The organism is Paraburkholderia sp. RL17-383-BIF-A (assembly GCF_046028015.1).
Classification (GTDB): domain Bacteria; phylum Pseudomonadota; class Gammaproteobacteria; order Burkholderiales; family Burkholderiaceae; genus Paraburkholderia.
This window is the reverse complement of the sequence record NZ_JARESR010000041.1, coordinates 52,283-68,012: the sequence shown is the minus strand read 5'-3', so window position 1 is coordinate 68,012 and position 15,730 is coordinate 52,283. Positions and strand designations below refer to the sequence as shown.

Below are 15,730 nucleotides of genomic sequence, written 5' to 3'. Positions count from 1 at the left end.
ACGTACGGCTGGTCCGGTTGTATCGGCCAACCTTGCCGCTACCGTATGTGGCGCTGAACTGCAGCGCAGCGAATAGCGAGGTCGAGTCGCCGGTGATCGCGCCGCCCTGAAACTCGCCGTGCGCCCCGATCGAACCGATGTTCCGGGCGTTCTGATAGATCGCAATGCCACCTTCGTTTTCATCCCACATCGACGATGTGTAGATCACACCTTCGGGTGCGACCCACATCGAGCGGGCCACGTTGCCCACTCGAGTAGTGCCCGTGCCATGGGTGTTGGCGATCCAGCCGGTCGAATATTGAGCATCGCAAACCGACACTGCCGCTGCGCTCAGCATTGCCCCTACGAATGCGGTACAGAGTCTTTGAAAAAACATGAGGTTGTTTTGTGGATCGCACGCCGTGCAACACAGGCGCGCATAGTGCGGTGTTGCCAACACTGGCAAGCTTGCAGTCCGGACCCTGACGATTCGAAAGAGTGACTCGCGTAGCAGGCGACGTGTCTCGTCGAATTGGTGTGGGATGTCGTCTAGGTTAACGGCGGTGCGCGGCGCGAGTTGAGCGAATTTTCGAATGGGCCTTGATGACGGCGCCCCAAGTGCATCGTGCTGATTCGGTCGGCCGGACGCTCGACCATTTTGTGCGTTACACGTGCGCTGGATGGCTGGCGAAGGCTGGCGTGACGTCGAAAGGTTCGTCCGGGCCGAACTGCTCCGGAAGGTCATTGACCTGGCTCGACCCTGAGCGGCCGCAGGCGTTGGGCAATCATCAATGGCGGATGACGGACCCATTTCGGACGTCGGTCACACTATTCGATGCACCTTTCAGTCCGCGGACTGTCGAGTTACTCGTTTGACGTGACGAAGCGCATTTGCGATCCTGCTCAGCCCTTGCTCTCAGGAAACAGACATCCGCCATCGCGGACCAGCGCCTTCAGCTCTTCGCCCACTTGGGCGGGATTCGCAGCTAACCGAGCACTGAACTCCTTATCGCGCAGCACGTACGATTTCCGATCATATTTCGCACTCCATATCACTACACTGACTACAACCGGAATAAGGTCCAGACCTTTCTCTGTCAGCGTGTAGAAGTCCTTGCGCCTGTCGTCGGGATTGGGCGCCCTCGAGAGAATGCCTTGCTCCTCAAGAAAGGCAAGGCGGGACGCGAGGACATTGGTCGCGATTCCCTCTTCCGATTTCAGGAATTCGCCATACGTCTTTTTACCGTTGAAAACGATGTCGCGAATGATCAGGAGCGACCAGCGGTCGCCAAAGATCTCCACGCCGTAGTTCACCGCGCAGTGGGATCGAACATCGTCTTTACGTGCTGTCTTCATGGCTACATCTTAACATCGCTTGCATATGACAAGTGAATTTCAATCGTTTACTTGTTTTTTGCAAGTGATGTGTTTAGCATGGTCTGCAGCGGTGCAGGCACCAGTCAACTCACCAGGAGACTGCACATGAGCACGATCAGCATCATCGGCGCGGGCAGTATGGCCGCAGCGATCGGTCGCCTTGCCGTCAAGGCTGGACACACTATTGAGGTGATGAGTCGCGATAAGGCGAAGGCGCAGGCCCTGACCCGCCAGTTCGGTGCTGGTGCGACGACCAGGACGTTCGGCGCCGCACCGGCGGGCGACCTCGTTGTCCTGGCGGGTCGCTACGCCGCCGTTCTCGAAGTAGTGAAGCAGTACCGAAAAACGCTAGCAGGCAAGCTCGTCATTGACATCACTAATCCCATCGACTCGGACTTCAGGGGATTTGTGACTCCAGAAGGCAGTTTCGGCGCGAGGGAGATCGTTAAGGCGGCGCCTGCCTATGCGGATGTTTTTAAGGCGTTCAACACCCAGTTCTCTCATGTTGTCCTGGCTACCGCTCCAGTTCAAGGTCGCCACTTCATCGCATCACATCACCCACAAGGGGGAGTTTTATGCACGTTTTCATCACTGGCGGGACCGGCCACGCCGGTTCGCACATCATCCCCGACCTCGTCTCGGCTGGCCACGAGGTCACCGCCTTGGCGCGAACGGACGAGTCGGCTGCTGCGGTGTCCGCTCTCGGCGCCAAGGCGCGTCGCGGAGATCTTAGCGACCTCGATGGGCTCAAGGCGGCAGCGGCCGAGTCCGACGGCGTCATCCACGTCGGATACCGGGCTGACCTGCTTCAAGCCGGTGGGATCGCCGCCTTGGGCGATTCGGAGCTCTCAATCGTGCTCGCTTTCGGCGAGGCGCTGGCGGGGACCGGTAAACCGCTGGTCGTCGCAGGCAGCATCGGCGCGCCCACGAACGTGGGTCGGGAGGCCCCTATTGTCGCGCCGGTCAGCCTGGGCCGACCGGCGACAGAGGATGACCCCGCCCTTCCCAGCAGGCCCCTGGACGCAGGCACCCTGCGGGCTCGCAACGTCGTGGAGACCGCTGTCGTCGGCCTTGCCGAGCAAGGCGTGCGGTCTTCGGTCGTGCGGATTCCCCTCATCGCACACAGCACGGCCGATCGCGTCGGCTTCCTCCAGATCCTGATCGGGCTTGCGAAGGAGAAAGGCGTCATTGGCTACCCCGGAGACGGCGAGAACCGGTGGCCTGCCGTGCACATCCGCGATCTGGCCTCTTTGTTCCGACTGGCATTGGAGAAAGGTGCTGCCGGCAAGACCTGGCACGCTGTTGCCGACGAGGGTATCCGGTTCCGCGAGATTGCTGAGGCCATCGCCGCTCGCCTGAGCGTGCCCGCCGTGAGCATTCCCGCTGACGAACTGATGGTGCCCGGCTACTTCGGGTTCCTCTCGGCTGTGGTCACGGGCGACTTCCCGGCGTCCAACGCCATCACGCGCAAGGCTCTCGGCTGGGAGCCTGCTCAGCCAGGCCTGCTCGAGGACATGGGCAACGGTCATTATTTCCCCGCCGGCTGAACTGGGCCGACGGCAGGGAGCCGGGTCGGAACGAGCCCGCAGACAGCAATACCCCAACTAACGAGGAAGCTGCACATGAGCACTATCAGCATTATCGGAACAGGAGCGATGGCCACTGCGATCGCTGGCCGCGTCGCCAAGGCTGGACAGGCTGTCGAGGTGATCAGCCGCGATAACGCAAAGGCGCAGGCACTGGCCGACCAGCTCGCGTCCGGAGCGATCACAGGGAAGTACGGCGCCGCGCCGGCGGGCGACATCGTCATTCTCGCCGTGCCATACCCCAGCGCGGCGGCGGTGGTGGCCGACTTCGGAAAGGCGCTCGACGGCAAAGTCATCGTCGACATCACCAACCCGGTTGCGCCCGACCTTTCGGGCCTCGTGACTCCGCACGGCAGTTCCGGTGCGCAGGAGACCGCCAAGGGCCTTCCCGCCGGCGCCCATGTCGTGAAGGCCTTCAATACCATCTTCGGTCACGTACTCGCCAAGGGTGGACGCCTCGACGCGTTTATCGCAGCCGACGACACAAAAGCCAAGGCGCGTGTCTCGACCTTCCTCGAAACTATCGGGCTGCGTCCGCTCGATGTCGGCGGCCTGCAGATGGCCCAGACGCTTGAGGCGCTCGGCCTGATGATGATCGGCTTGGCCAAAAACGGCGCTGGCACCTGGGACATCGCCTTGAAGGTCGATATCGGCTGAATCAGCGACGTCACGTTCTCATCGGCGGGCCGATAGCGTGTCCAGTCAGAGCGGACACGGCCGGAGATAAGAGAAGGGAGACATCGGGATGAGCGTCGATCAGAATGTCCAGATCGTAAAGGACTTCTTTGCGGCAGTCGGCCGCGGTGATATGCAAAGTCTGCTGGCCTTGTGTGCCGGAGATGTTGAATGGATCATTCCCGGCGAAGACTGGCCGCTGGCAGGCACGCGCCGCGGGCACGACGGGTTGGAAGATCTTCTCCAGAAAGAATCCGAAAAAATGGAGACTTCATTCGTGGAGACACGTGAATTCGTCGCGCAGGGAGACCGGGTGCTCGTGATCGGGTTTGCTAAGGGAAGGGTTAAGGCCACCAGGAGGACATGGGAAGATCATTGGGTCTTCGCCATTACTGTTCAAAATGGCAAGCTGACGATCATTCGGGAATATGTCGACACACAAGCATTGGCGCGAGCGTCCGAGATGCCGTGAGTCCGGGCCGTGGCCGGTCGCGCTTGTGCGTTAAGTATGAGATGCCTTGGTAAGTGCCGCTAGTCGACGGCGAGCCGAAGCGCTCGTCGCCATTCAACCACATTGCAGGACAAAGCCGGAACCAAATCACCCTTGCAAGAACCCGACGCAATTCGATCAACGTTGTATCAAACCGAAGCCGGACAAATCCGTTGACTCGAAAAAAACATTCACTAATTAATCAGTAACTCGAAGAATATCAGCATCAAACAAATTTCCCGAGGGCGGACACTGACTCGACCAACCCAGCAACGTGACAGCACCGCCGGGACTGATAAATCGTCGTCCAGACAACCATTCCCGGTCGCTTCACGTCTCCCCATCAGATCCGCGCGTAGATCGAACTGCCGATCGTCAGCGTCGTCGCGGTGGTCGACGCGAAACGGATTTCGTAAAGGTCGCGTCCAAAATTGCCCGGCACTTTAATCGACATGCCGCCGAGCGTATCGCTCACCGGCACGAACAGTTGATAGCGAAGATCTTCGTTGCCGTACAGCACGTAGCCCGGAAGCTCGGCGAGTGTCGCGAAAAACGCCGGCGGATTGCCAAGAACGGCAATCGGCACCGCGCTAGGCGAATCGTTGGTCAATGTCCATTGCGTGCCGACGCGTTGCTGCCACGCGCTGTCGAGCGCCGCCAGCGGTGCGAGTTGCTGGCCGACCGGCAGCGTCAGATACGCATAGCCCGCGCCCGGCACGACCCGCTTCATCAGATAGCGAAAGCTGAACGCACTTCCTTCACTGTCGTTGCCCGACACGACGGCGAAACGATACGACGCCGTATCGGTATCGCTCCACCACCAGCCGTCGCTGCGGTACCGGTATGCGCCGATCTGCGCCCAGCCTCGCGTATCGGCGTCCCACTGGTTGATCTGCAGACTACCGTCCGCGTTGGCGAGCACCTGGTACGGCGAATCGGAATTGCCGTAGATGCCCGCTCCGCTCGCAATGCCCGGCCCCGATGCGACCGGCGGCGCCGTGGTAGCGAGTTTCGCTGGCAGCGACGGAATCGTGCCATCTTCCTTCAACGCCGACAGCACCAGCGTTTCGGCAATCGCGCGGGCGTTGTAGCCCGCATTGCCGGTTACCAGTAGCGCGAACTGCGAGTTGGGCACAACGAAAAATTCGGTCGAGTAGAACGCGGTGCCGCCGTCCTTTTCCCAGCCCAGTACGCCTGCGGCGTTGAGCGCCGGCTGCACGACCGTGTCCCAGCCGAGACCCCAGCGCCATTCCGGCGACGGGTTGATCGTCAGGCTTTTTGTCTGATCCATACCCATCTGCGCGATGCCCGCTGCAGACACGATGCGCTGTCCCTGGAACACGCCGCCGCCGTAGATCATCTGCGCGAGATTCATCATGTCGGTGGGCGTCGAGCTCAGTCCGCCGGTTGCGTACGCATTGACGAATTCCTGATGCTGCGTGCCGTTCACGTACGGCAGCGAGAACGATCCGCTGGACGGCACGCTCGTCAGATAGCTGGATTGGGTCATCTTCAGCGGCGCGAGAATCGCCGACTGGACGAAGTCCGCGAAGCTCTGCCCCGTCATGGCAAGCACGATCTGCTCGACCATCGTGAAGCCGTCGTTGCAATAGACGGCCAACTCACCGGGGAGATGCTTCAGGTGCGAGTTGGCGAGTTCGGCTTGCGTGTCGGCGGCGTAGCCGGCGACCGGCTGAAACGTGAAGAGATTGCGCCCATTCGTGCCAGGCAGACCGGACGCATGCGACAGCAGATGACGCGTGGTGATCTGCGCGTATTCCGGCGACAACATCGTGAAGGTCGGCAGATATTTGACGATCGGTGTGTCGAGCGTGATCAGCCCGCGATCGACGAGGATCGTCGCCGCCAGCGCCGGAAACAACTTGCTGACCGAACCGATGTTAAAACGCGTTTGCGGCGTTGCCTTGATCTGCCCCGGCACCGACGCCAACCCGAACGCCTGCTGCCAGACCACCGTGCTGCCCTTGACCATCGCGACCGAGATTGCCGCAACGGGATTCGTTGGATCACTGACGGCCTGCTGGATCATCTGTTGGCCGAGCGCAATGGTCTGCTGATAAGGCGCCGAATGGATGTCGTTGTTACCGCAGCCGGGCAGCACCGCCGCGAGCACCCCGGCGCCGGTGTAGCCGAGAAACTGCCGACGGCCTTCGTTGAAGAGAACCTCGTGATTGCGATCGCACTTGGCCATGGCATTCCCCTTTATTCTGGTTTCCAGGACTTACAAAAAGCGCTTTTCTTCAACCATCGCCGACAATGCGGCAAAGACTAACTTCGCAATTTTGACGCGTGGCACGGTGTGTTTGAATGGGCCACGGTGCCCCAGATCGTAGCCGTGCGGTTCGAGCGCGAGTAGCGACGTGTCGAGATGGTACGACGCTTTGCCTCAAGGGTGCGCCCAACGGGTGACATGATACTCTTCAGAGTCCACGCGTTGCGCTGCGCCTGATGTCCGAAATTGTTGTTCTCTGCACCGCAAGATGTGACCTGCGCCAACGGAGGTCCGTGAATGCCCCGGAGGGGAAGTATCGGATACGAGACTCGCAGCCGTAAAGCGGTCCGTCGAATTGCCCGCGCCATTTGTGTGGTTTTGCTACGGGCCAGGACCTACGATGACTCGCCGTCGCCGGGAGAGAAATGCCGAAGCGCGTCTTCTCGGGGCAGTTCTGCAGGAGCATCGCCCGCGAGCCCGTAGACCTCGATGCCACTCAACAAACCGCCGCTCTCGAATATGAATATCCCGGCTGGTTCATCGTCTGGGCCGAAAATAAAGTCCCCGAGGATATGTACGCCCGGTGATGCAGGTCCGCGGTCCTTGATCTGGAAATTGATGGACCCACAGCCGCACGGACAGCGCCATGGCGTGACCTCGGCCGCTGCGAGTTGTTCGAAAAACTCTCGCGCTTTCGGCTCGCCGTGCTCAAGCATCCAACGAGCGAGCGACATCTCGGATGCAGACAATGGGCGGTTTTGTTCGTGAGTATCCATGGTGTGAGAATTCAGCCAGCGCCTGCCAGTTTAACAGTCCGGAATAGATGGTTATCCTCTCTCATCAGAGACACCCAAAGCGGACACTAGTGAATGATTCAAAATGGCCGCACTCAGCTAGATGATGAACACCGCCGGTCGACCCCAGCGGCCGTTTGATTTTCTCCAACGTAGCCATTCACCCGTGAGTCTGCTCTGCAGAGCAGAAACGGTCATAACAAGCCGCACTCTCACTAACGAAACGCAGGATCAGGGCGTCCAGCGATAGACGGTAATGCTGGAACCTTTGACGTTGTTCTTCGTGACCACGTATTCGCCCGTCGACCGACGGTATGCCCTGACGCCGTACATCGAATCGATGGCGCTGCTGGCGTCAACAGTACCGGTACTGGTGTTGACCAGTGTGGTGTCGAGGTTGCCAGTAGCGAGATTGATGGCGTCGATGTTCGGCAAAGCTTGCCCGCTACCGAACCAGTAGCCGACAAACAGATAGCTGCCGGCCGCGTCAATCGACTTGGCGCCAGCGTGGGAGAGGTTGATCACCGGATTGGGTGTCGTGGTGTTGCCCGCGCTCCAGCCGTGATACACCTCAATCCGCGTACCTATCGACGTCCAGTCCGTACTCCCAACAATCCCCTGCCCGAGAATCATGGTGTCGCTATCTGCGAGGTAGACGATGCGCGTCAACGGCTTGATGCTCTCGGGAATGCGAATGGGGATGCCGGGCCCCCATGCTGGCTTGCCGCTGGCGTCGAAGCCGATCAGCGGATAGTGGTAGATGTAACCGGTCTTGTCCAGGCCAGCCCACACGCCTCCTTTGCTGTCAATGCAAAAGCCCGCCCTGACCGCTGCGGTCGTCTTGAACGCCGCACCAGGAAGCGTGGCGTCCGGTATTGCGATGTAGCCATTCGCAGCATTGAAGTGAAAGAAGTAATAGGTATCGGGATTCTGGCCGGATGCAACGAGGATGCGGTTTGCGCCGACGGTGGCAAGCTGACCGAAATGCTCGTCCCGCGAGCGATCGTTGATGTTGATTCGCGGGTCGGATGGATACTCGAACGGATCGACAGTGTTCGCTACGAAGGTTCCCCCTGCGGTGCCGGTGTAGACGTCGGTGCCGCCATAGAAGTAGACGCCGTCAGTACCCGGGTCCGCAGCGGCGATCCCCTCAAAGTTGAGAGACTGAAGCTTCCATTGCAGCCGACCAGAACTGTTGTAAGAGTGAATGTCAGTGCCGCCGTCGCGGCCGAGATCCCAGCTTCCACCCCACGGATTGTTGAGCACATAGAGGTTGCCTGCGGTGTCCTTGCCGATGCCAGTGACGCGGGTAAAGCGCTTGTCGCCAACCTGCCCTTTGATTCCCGTCGTGGAATCGAGATAACCGCCCTGAATACCGAATGTACCGGCCAGCGCTGGCGTGCCCGAAAGCTTGTAGCGCTTGATGTTCATATCGGGGCCTTCGTCCCCAACCATGAGTTGCCCCGATGACGCATCCAAATAAAGTGCCGATGGCCGTGCCCCACCCGGCATCTGGATCGTGTTCAACAGCGCGCCGGTTGGACTGAACTCGACGACCGAGCCCTCGCCTTTCTGTGCGACCCAGACGTTGCCCGCGCCATCTACCGCGAGGGCACCCGGGCCCGTGACGTTGATGTCCCGCTTCCAGACACCGTCGGTGGTGAATATCCGCACGCGATTGCCATAGAAGTCGCTCGCATAAAGGAGCGAGGCCGCCGTGGCCAATCCAGTGACGACGTCGACCCGGGGCAGGTTGTTAAATGCGCTGACCTGAATCAGGAGATCGCGAGTCCTGGTGGTGCGGTTGTACCGACCCACCGCTCCACTTCCGTATGTCCCGCCGGGCTGCAGTGCCACGAAGATCGACGTCGCGCTGCCCGTGATCGCGCCGCCCTGAAACTCCCCGTGCGCTCCAATCGAGCCGAGGCTCTTGCCGGCCTGATAGACAGCGACGCCACCCTCGTACTCGTCCCACATTGAAGCCGTGTAGATCACGCCTTCGGGCGCGACCCACATGGAACGCGCGGTGTTACCCACGTGGGCGGCGAGGGTGCCATAGGTGTTCGCCAGCCAGTCCGTGGTGTTTTCCGACTGACAGGTCGGCGCAACCGAGGCGATCACTGCGGCGAGGATCACAGCATGAATCCGCCTTTGCTCGACCATGACCGATGCTCTCCAGAGGTAGTGATCATTCACGTGAATGGTCGGCCAGCGAGATTCCAGATTCGTGATCGGTGGCTTACGTATGAACATATGCAACTCTTTGCGCCTTTGCAAGCCATACCGGGACTTTGCATAGGGAGACGAATTGCTATCTTGAACGAAGCTGGGCTTCCTTCCTGTTGGCCGCTTGCTGTCTCATGCATGGGGCATTCATTCGTATTGCGCGTAAGGCGGCGATTGGCAGCAGGCGACCCACAGGGGCCGACCGTCCTATGTTGCTCCGGAGCGCGCATCCAGGTTCACAAACGGTCTTTCACGACCGCACTGATGACACGCTAACGAAGCCGCCGAGGGGTGCGTGTTGACCGCTAGCGTGATCCGCTTCCTGCGTCGTGCAACGACGAAGCTCCAGCCGCCTCGAACCGTGTCTCGGCGTAAGGTTCGATGCGCGCTGCCGATACCGGCTTGCCAATGAAATATCCCTGCACGGCATCGCAACCGAGCTCTTTGACGAGGGCGAATTGCGTTTCGGTCTCGATGCCTTCCGCGACCGTTCTCATGCCCAGCGCGCGCGCGAGCGCCACCATCGCTTCGACCATCGCGCGTGCCTGGTGACTGGTCTCCTTAACAGTGAGCTCTTGCACGAACGACTTGTCGATCTTGATGCGATCGACGGGCAGCCGTGTGAGGTATGCGAGGCTGGAGTAGCCGGTGCCAAAATCGTCGAGCGAGACAGTCACGCCGAGCCTTCGTACAGCTGAAAGCGCGCGCGAGGCGGCGGCGAAGTCGCTCATGACGACAGTCTCTGTCACCTCGATGTCGAGTGCGGAAGTGCATACACCGGCTGCCTTGGCCGCCTCCGAAACCAGTGCGGCGAGATCGCAGTTCTGGATCGTCGTGGCCGAGAGATTGACTGCGACCTTGAACGGCACGCGGTTCGCCGCCTGCCATTTTGCCGCCTGGCGGTACGCAAGGCGAATCAGCCAGTCGCCCGTCGCCTCGTAGGCCGGCGATTCAAGCAGCACGTCGAGGAAGTCGGCCGGCGTGAGCAGCCCCAGTTGCGGATGGTTCCATCGCAGAAGCGCCTCGGCTCCGTAGACGCGGCCAGTATGCAGGTCCAGTTGTGGCTGGTAGTGCAGTTCGAACTGACGCGTGGCGCTCGCGCTCTGCAGATCCGCGCGTAGCCGCCGGCGATGCGAGAGGCGCTGCGCATCCTCCTTGCCAAACGACCACACATGCGAACCGCCCGCGCGCTTCGCGTGATACATCGCGATGTCCGCATTACGCAGCAGCTCGCCCGCACTTGAGGCCGAGACGGGGTAGCGCGCCACGCCGATGCTCGCGCCCACCGAGGCCCGCACCCACGGCGTTTGAATTGGCTCGCGCATGCGTACTGTGACGTCGCGCGCGACGCGCGCGGCCTCGCCCTCGGGGGCGTCGACGAGGAAAATTACGAATTCGTCACCGCCGATGCGCGAGACATGGGCGCCATGGGTAAACATGTCGGAAAGACACTCGCCGATGGCACGCAGCACTTCATCGCCCGCCGCGTGGCCAAACGAGTCGTTGATATCCTTGAAGCGGTCAAGGTCGATGAAGAGCAAATCGACGGAAGCGGCCGCGCCTTCGTCGACGAGCCTGTTCAGGCGCAGCAGCAGTTCCCGGCGGTTGATGAGGCCGGTCAGTTCATCATGCGTGGCCTGGCGCGACAAACGTTCGGAGATTGCGCGCGCTTCGGTGACATCGCGAACCAGCACGACGATACCTTCGTCGCATGGGAACGCCCGCACTTCAAACCAGGTACCTAGCGGCGCGTAGAAGTCGGTCGCGGTGCTGGGCATACCGGTCTCGGCCGCCTGCCGATAGGCTGCTTCGTAGCTCGACCCGATGAGGTCGGGGTATTCGGCCCAGATCTCGCGATCCAGCAGGTCCTCGGACCGACGCTTCAGCAGCCGCGCAGCGGTCCGGTTGATGTTCCGAAACTTCCACTCCCGGTCGAGCGCCATGACGCCGTCCGTGATGTGATCGAGTATCTGAAAACTTTCCACTTCCTTGCCCCTCCCTTGATCGACCGGTGCAATGGTCCCGATATGTCTGCGATCACTAACAGTGCGTATCGTAGGAGGAAATAGGCATTTTTGGGAACCGAAAGATTTTCTGCACTGGCGCCCGCGGTAGCTGCTCGGCGCGGTCAGCTCCCGTGTGCCGTTCTGGGTAAGACCGCTTCCAGCAGGGGACCGGATGCGTCAATGTCCGAACTCCGGAGCCATCGAATGACGCTTGATGGCCGGCAACGAAAGATCGGGCAGCCCGAAGAAGCAGCGCACTGATAAAATCGTGCTGCAAAGCAACTTTGTATCCCGACATGCCTGATCCTACTATCACGCCAGCCGCCGGATCATCTGCTACCGATTCGCCCGCGATACGGCAGTACCTCCCCCGCGTCAGATAAGCCTTCTCGCGACGGCCTGCGCCCATCAATTTCCTGTCCGCCCGCTGTCGACCCATTGTCGACGTTGGCCTGCTTGACCATTGTCTGGCGGATAACGAAGCAGACCTGCCGCTCGCGTGCGGGCTTCGTTGGATGAGCGAGCGGCAGCAACTGCCCGAGACGGAATGGACATGAAGCGATCAAGCGGTCGCAGCCGCTGAATTCACCGGAATTGCAGTTAGTCCAGCGGGTCTTAGCTTCGTCGATGTAGCGCGCATTAAGTCTGCGACTGTAGTCCACAAAAAGCAGCCAATTCCGTCCCGCCGAATCAATGATTTTTTCAACACGAGGCTCCCTACCTGTAACCGGCGCCGCCTATCGAACGAACTAGCTTTACCCGCCAACTAATGTTCGTCGATACTGCCTATGCCAACCCACTTTTCGTGCACCATGTGTGGCCGTTGCTGCCATGATCTGCGGCTGCCTCTCGCCGTCCACGAGGCGCTCGACTGGATTGCGCGCGGTGGTGAGGTGCAACTGTTCTGCGACGCGATCGTCTGGCCTCAGGAGCCGCAACAAACCGACCTGCTCGCCCAACACCGAAAACGCCGCTCATTTGCCGCGCATAGCGGAACGCTGCCAGTACGTGTATCGGTGACACTGGTGGCCGCGTTCGCCGGACCGTGCCCAAATCTCCGCCCAGATATGTCTTGCGGCGCCTACGATCGGCGCCCGCGTGTGTGCCGCATCTATCCTGCCGAGGTCAACCCGTTCGTGAAACTCGACCCGGCCGCGAAGGCCTGTCCTGCCGACGCCTGGTCTGTCGCGGGTCCCGTGCTCATGCACGCGGGTCAGATCGCAAGTGCTGACACGGCAGCGCTCATCGCGCAGTCGCATGAAGCCGACGAGCGCGACCGTGTCGCCAAGACGCATCTGTGTGCGCTGCTCGGGTACGATACCGCCGCTCTCGCAAACGAAGGTTTCGCGGTCTACGCGCCGTCACGCGATCGCCTCGGAGCGGCGCTGCGAGCGGCGCGAGATTCAGGTGCGCAGATCGAAGATCTCCAGCCGCGTTCGTCGCACCCCTGGCACATCATCACGAATCGCTCGACGTCACTCGCGACGTTGCAATCGATCGGCGCCAACGCTCGACAGGCTGAAAATCGATTTCGCGCGGCAGACGCACCGACATATCTGGGTTTCTTTAACGAGGACGTTAGCGATAGCGACTGACAGAATTCATCGCACTCGTCCGGCCCGCTCCAACACTAACCTGCTCGTGCTGGAGAGCGGATTACCATAACGGTCGCTTTCTGGAGTCAGAATATGCTGCCCCGCCTTCTCACTGCCATTATTGCAAGCGCTGCGGCGCTGCTCCCCTCGCGTGCGTTCGCTGACGCACTGCGTCCGGTCGTCGTTGAACTATTCACCTCCGAGGGCTGTTCCTCTTGCCCACCGGCGGATCGCTTGCTTTCCGAGTTGAGCGACACGCGCACCGACGTTCTGCCTTTGGCGTTTCATGTCACATACTGGAATCGGCTCGGCTGGAAAGACCCGTTTTCATTCGACGGCGCCGATGCGCGCCAGGCCCGGTACGCCCAACGGTTTCGTGGCTTCGAGTACACGCCCGAAATGGTTGTCGATGGCAAAGCCGAGTTAGTCGGATCCGATCGCAGTGCAGCCGGCACGGCTATTGAGCACGCCAAGTCCGATGGGGTGACGGCCGCGACTGTCCACGCCACACGTTCGAACGGTGGCGTTTCGGTATCCATTGGCCGTGGCCTCGGACGCGCGCATGTGCTGCTGATTGGCTACGACGCTCGTCACGTCACGGCGATCGGCCGCGGCGAGAACGCGGGCCGTACGCTCACTGAATCGAACGTCGTGCGCAGCATCGTGGACATAGGTCAGTGGTCCGGCGCGGCGGTAACGTTGCGTGCCGATGCCGTCGCCGGCGAACATCAGGTCGTACTCCTCGAGGCCGACGACGATGCGATTGTAGGCGCCGCGAGCGTTATAAATACAGGCGAAGCTCCCGCTCGATGAGTGGCGGGTGTTGTTTCGACAATCAATTCGCCGTGGCCCTGCATGTTTTTTGATCAGCAGACTGGAGAATGCGAACGGTTTGCGGATTCATGGTGCGGGAGCGCTCAGGCACATCTGTTCTGGATCCGACTCTACGGCATTTCCAACTTACAGTAGAAGCCTCGCGCTTGACCCAAGGTTTCGTTTGCGCTCGACAGATGGATGACAGCTTCTCGCTCTGCACGCTGTCAAATCCAATCCCATGTCGGACTGGGCACGCAAGCCACATCGAAGAATAGCGTCGGGCAGAAAGCGACCCACTGCGGCCAGCGGCCGCGCTCTGAAGCAGACGCTCAAAAGCAGGGGCAAGTCGCTCGTCACGGATTGTTTCCATTGCTGAAAATTGCCGTCCTATCAGTTCTCTTGCGAAGGTGACATGTAGACATTGATGTACTCCTCTAAATGCCGGTCTCTCAATAGCGACAAATTAATTACATCCTTACCCGATTTTCCATTGATGTTTTTAAAGGTCACCACCACCGATGGCACCCTCCTGTATCCTCCAGTCGCAGTTACGTTTTCAATGAAAGCCCATGGGAATTGCAAATTCCCGTGTTGATAGCCAGTTTTTGAAAGCGTTATTGCGGGAGCGTTGATATTCCAGCAAATTCGGACAATTTCGCAAGCCTTCTTTCCAAAGAAAATCGTTGCGGGAAAAAATATGATGCCAAACACGATTGCAGCCAGATGATCATTTGGCTGCTTCGCGGGAGCCCAAAACCACGCCGTGTTTATGAGCAGAAACGTTCCGGTGAGGACCAGTAGAGCGATCGCTTCAAATGCAACGGCTCCCTTTGAGTAGAAAAAATCCATGGATTGAGGAATATCTTTTGCTTCTAATATTTTCTTGACCTCGGCCTGCCATTTTTCGGCGCTTTTTCCAATTTTTACCAGTCCGTATGGAACTATAACGAGGAGTGTAGGCAATATAAGTAAGTAAATTAATTTACCCAACTCTCAACCTCTCGATGCAAGCGATAGATAATGAATTATTTTCAATTCGGCTTCCGGAACTTTTATAGAAGGAAATGGCCCCGACCTAAGCGCATTGCAATGTAACCTGACCCAACGATTTGCTCGCAGTTGCCGGCACCCTACGGCCACGGTGTCGCCGATTGTCGACGATTTCGCCTGATGTGTCGAATGTCGTTTCATGGCCGACAATCGCCGCGCGCGGTCGCCGCCACATCGATCCTCACTTCCGGAAAACAAGCCGCGTCCAGGTGACTCCCATGCTCCTGTTTGTTTGCTGGACTGAGTCACTGCAAACATTGAGCAGAAGTTGCAGGTTATGGGCTTCGGCAAGCCTGATCGTGTCCGCAGCGGAGACGTCAAACATGCGCCGCCCCGTAGAGACCGGCCCGTGGCGCAACGACATGATGACGAGGCCGCCCTCGTCCAACAGATCAGAGAGGGTGTCCATCCCTCGGCGACGCTGGGCTTCGTCGAGGTGCATCCATACTGCAGTAACCATGACAACAGTGAACGTGTGCGCCCGCTCCCGGACAAGGCGGAGTTCTGGAAGGCTGTCGTCGAGCCAGACGACGCTGGAAGCCGGATAGAAGTTGATCGCAGCAGCCCGCAATTCGTCGACGGGCTCAACCGCTACCACCGAGTGCCCCATCGATGCCAATGCGGCAGCGTCGCGGCCCATGCCGGCCCCCACGTCGAGGATGCGCGAAGGTGCCGTCGGTATCAGGTGCAGAACCGGTTGGTGGAGGTCTCGGAACGAAATCTTGCGCCAATCGTTAGCCAAGGCCCCAGCATACTCGGCATAACCTTCGGTTCCCGGAACGTCGATCGACATCGATGAATATTGGATGGTCAGATCGGCCGATTGTCGACGATTCAGGCGGAGGTGTCGACTGACCGTTATTGGCGGCAGATTCAACCGGTCGACGACCGTTCTACAAATCG

At 59.8% G+C, this 15,730-nt stretch carries 12 protein-coding genes and 2 pseudogenes; 6 read left to right on the top strand and 8 right to left on the bottom strand.

Features of this window, described 5'->3' with window-relative positions:
- Window positions 1–337: pseudogene (locus P0D71_RS31915) on the bottom strand (SMP-30/gluconolaconase/LRE-like region family protein); the annotation flags it as partial.
- A gap of 545 nt (window positions 338–882) precedes the next feature.
- The gene (locus P0D71_RS31910) at window positions 883–1,335 is read right to left on the bottom strand and encodes a winged helix-turn-helix transcriptional regulator (RefSeq protein WP_091806850.1); all 453 of its coding nucleotides are present in this window, start codon (window positions 1,333–1,335) and stop codon (window positions 883–885) included.
- 78 nt (window positions 1,336–1,413) lie between these two features.
- On the opposite strand from P0D71_RS31910, the pseudogene P0D71_RS31905 reads away from it, so the two are divergent.
- From P0D71_RS31905 to P0D71_RS31890, 4 genes and pseudogenes are all read left to right on the top strand, one after another.
- Window positions 1,414–1,734: pseudogene (locus P0D71_RS31905) on the top strand (NADPH-dependent F420 reductase); the annotation flags it as partial.
- 197 nt (window positions 1,735–1,931) lie between these two features.
- Window positions 1,932–2,903 carry an SDR family oxidoreductase gene (locus tag P0D71_RS31900; protein WP_218157150.1) on the top strand — a complete coding sequence of 324 codons (972 nt, stop codon included), beginning with the start codon at window positions 1,932–1,934 and terminating at the stop codon, window positions 2,901–2,903.
- Between the two features lie 69 nt (window positions 2,904–2,972).
- Window positions 2,973–3,599 carry an NADPH-dependent F420 reductase gene (locus P0D71_RS31895; RefSeq protein ID WP_408483512.1) on the top strand — a complete coding sequence of 209 codons (627 nt, stop codon included), beginning with the start codon at window positions 2,973–2,975 and terminating at the stop codon, window positions 3,597–3,599.
- Between the two features lie 88 nt (window positions 3,600–3,687).
- A complete protein-coding gene (locus P0D71_RS31890; protein ID WP_408483508.1) occupies window positions 3,688–4,089 on the top strand; it encodes a nuclear transport factor 2 family protein in 402 nt (133 codons plus the stop codon).
- Between the two features lie 361 nt (window positions 4,090–4,450).
- On the opposite strand, the gene P0D71_RS31885 is transcribed toward P0D71_RS31890, so the two are convergent.
- The 4 genes from P0D71_RS31885 to P0D71_RS31870 form a co-directional block, all read right to left on the bottom strand.
- Entirely contained in the window at window positions 4,451–6,319 is a 1,869-nt protein-coding gene (locus tag P0D71_RS31885; RefSeq protein WP_408483507.1) for a serine hydrolase domain-containing protein, read from the bottom strand.
- A 416-nt stretch (window positions 6,320–6,735) separates the two neighbouring features.
- Window positions 6,736–7,116: a hypothetical protein gene (locus P0D71_RS31880; RefSeq protein WP_408184266.1), complete on the bottom strand. Its 381-nt coding sequence runs from the start codon at window positions 7,114–7,116 to the stop codon at window positions 6,736–6,738.
- 249 nt (window positions 7,117–7,365) lie between these two features.
- Window positions 7,366–9,297: an SMP-30/gluconolactonase/LRE family protein gene (locus P0D71_RS31875; RefSeq protein ID WP_408483511.1), complete on the bottom strand. Its 1,932-nt coding sequence runs from the start codon at window positions 9,295–9,297 to the stop codon at window positions 7,366–7,368.
- 368 nt (window positions 9,298–9,665) lie between these two features.
- Window positions 9,666–11,345 (bottom strand): putative bifunctional diguanylate cyclase/phosphodiesterase, encoded by a 1,680-nt coding sequence (locus tag P0D71_RS31870; protein WP_408483506.1) that lies wholly within the window; start codon window positions 11,343–11,345, stop codon window positions 9,666–9,668.
- 809 nt (window positions 11,346–12,154) lie between these two features.
- Between P0D71_RS31870 and P0D71_RS31865 the strand changes: the two genes are divergently transcribed.
- The gene (locus P0D71_RS31865; RefSeq protein ID WP_091806830.1) at window positions 12,155–12,961 is read left to right on the top strand and encodes a YkgJ family cysteine cluster protein; all 807 of its coding nucleotides are present in this window, start codon (window positions 12,155–12,157) and stop codon (window positions 12,959–12,961) included.
- Window positions 12,962–13,054: 93 nt separating this feature from the next.
- The gene (locus P0D71_RS31860; protein WP_408483505.1) at window positions 13,055–13,774 is read left to right on the top strand and encodes a DUF1223 domain-containing protein; all 720 of its coding nucleotides are present in this window, start codon (window positions 13,055–13,057) and stop codon (window positions 13,772–13,774) included.
- A gap of 393 nt (window positions 13,775–14,167) precedes the next feature.
- Here the strand turns inward: P0D71_RS31860 and P0D71_RS31855 are convergent, their stop codons facing one another.
- A complete protein-coding gene (locus tag P0D71_RS31855) occupies window positions 14,168–14,767 on the bottom strand; it encodes a hypothetical protein (RefSeq protein WP_408483504.1) in 600 nt (199 codons plus the stop codon).
- Window positions 14,768–15,008: 241 nt separating this feature from the next.
- Entirely contained in the window at window positions 15,009–15,620 is a 612-nt protein-coding gene (locus P0D71_RS31850; RefSeq protein ID WP_408483503.1) for a class I SAM-dependent methyltransferase, read from the bottom strand.
- Between the last annotated feature and the right edge of the window lie 110 nt (window positions 15,621–15,730).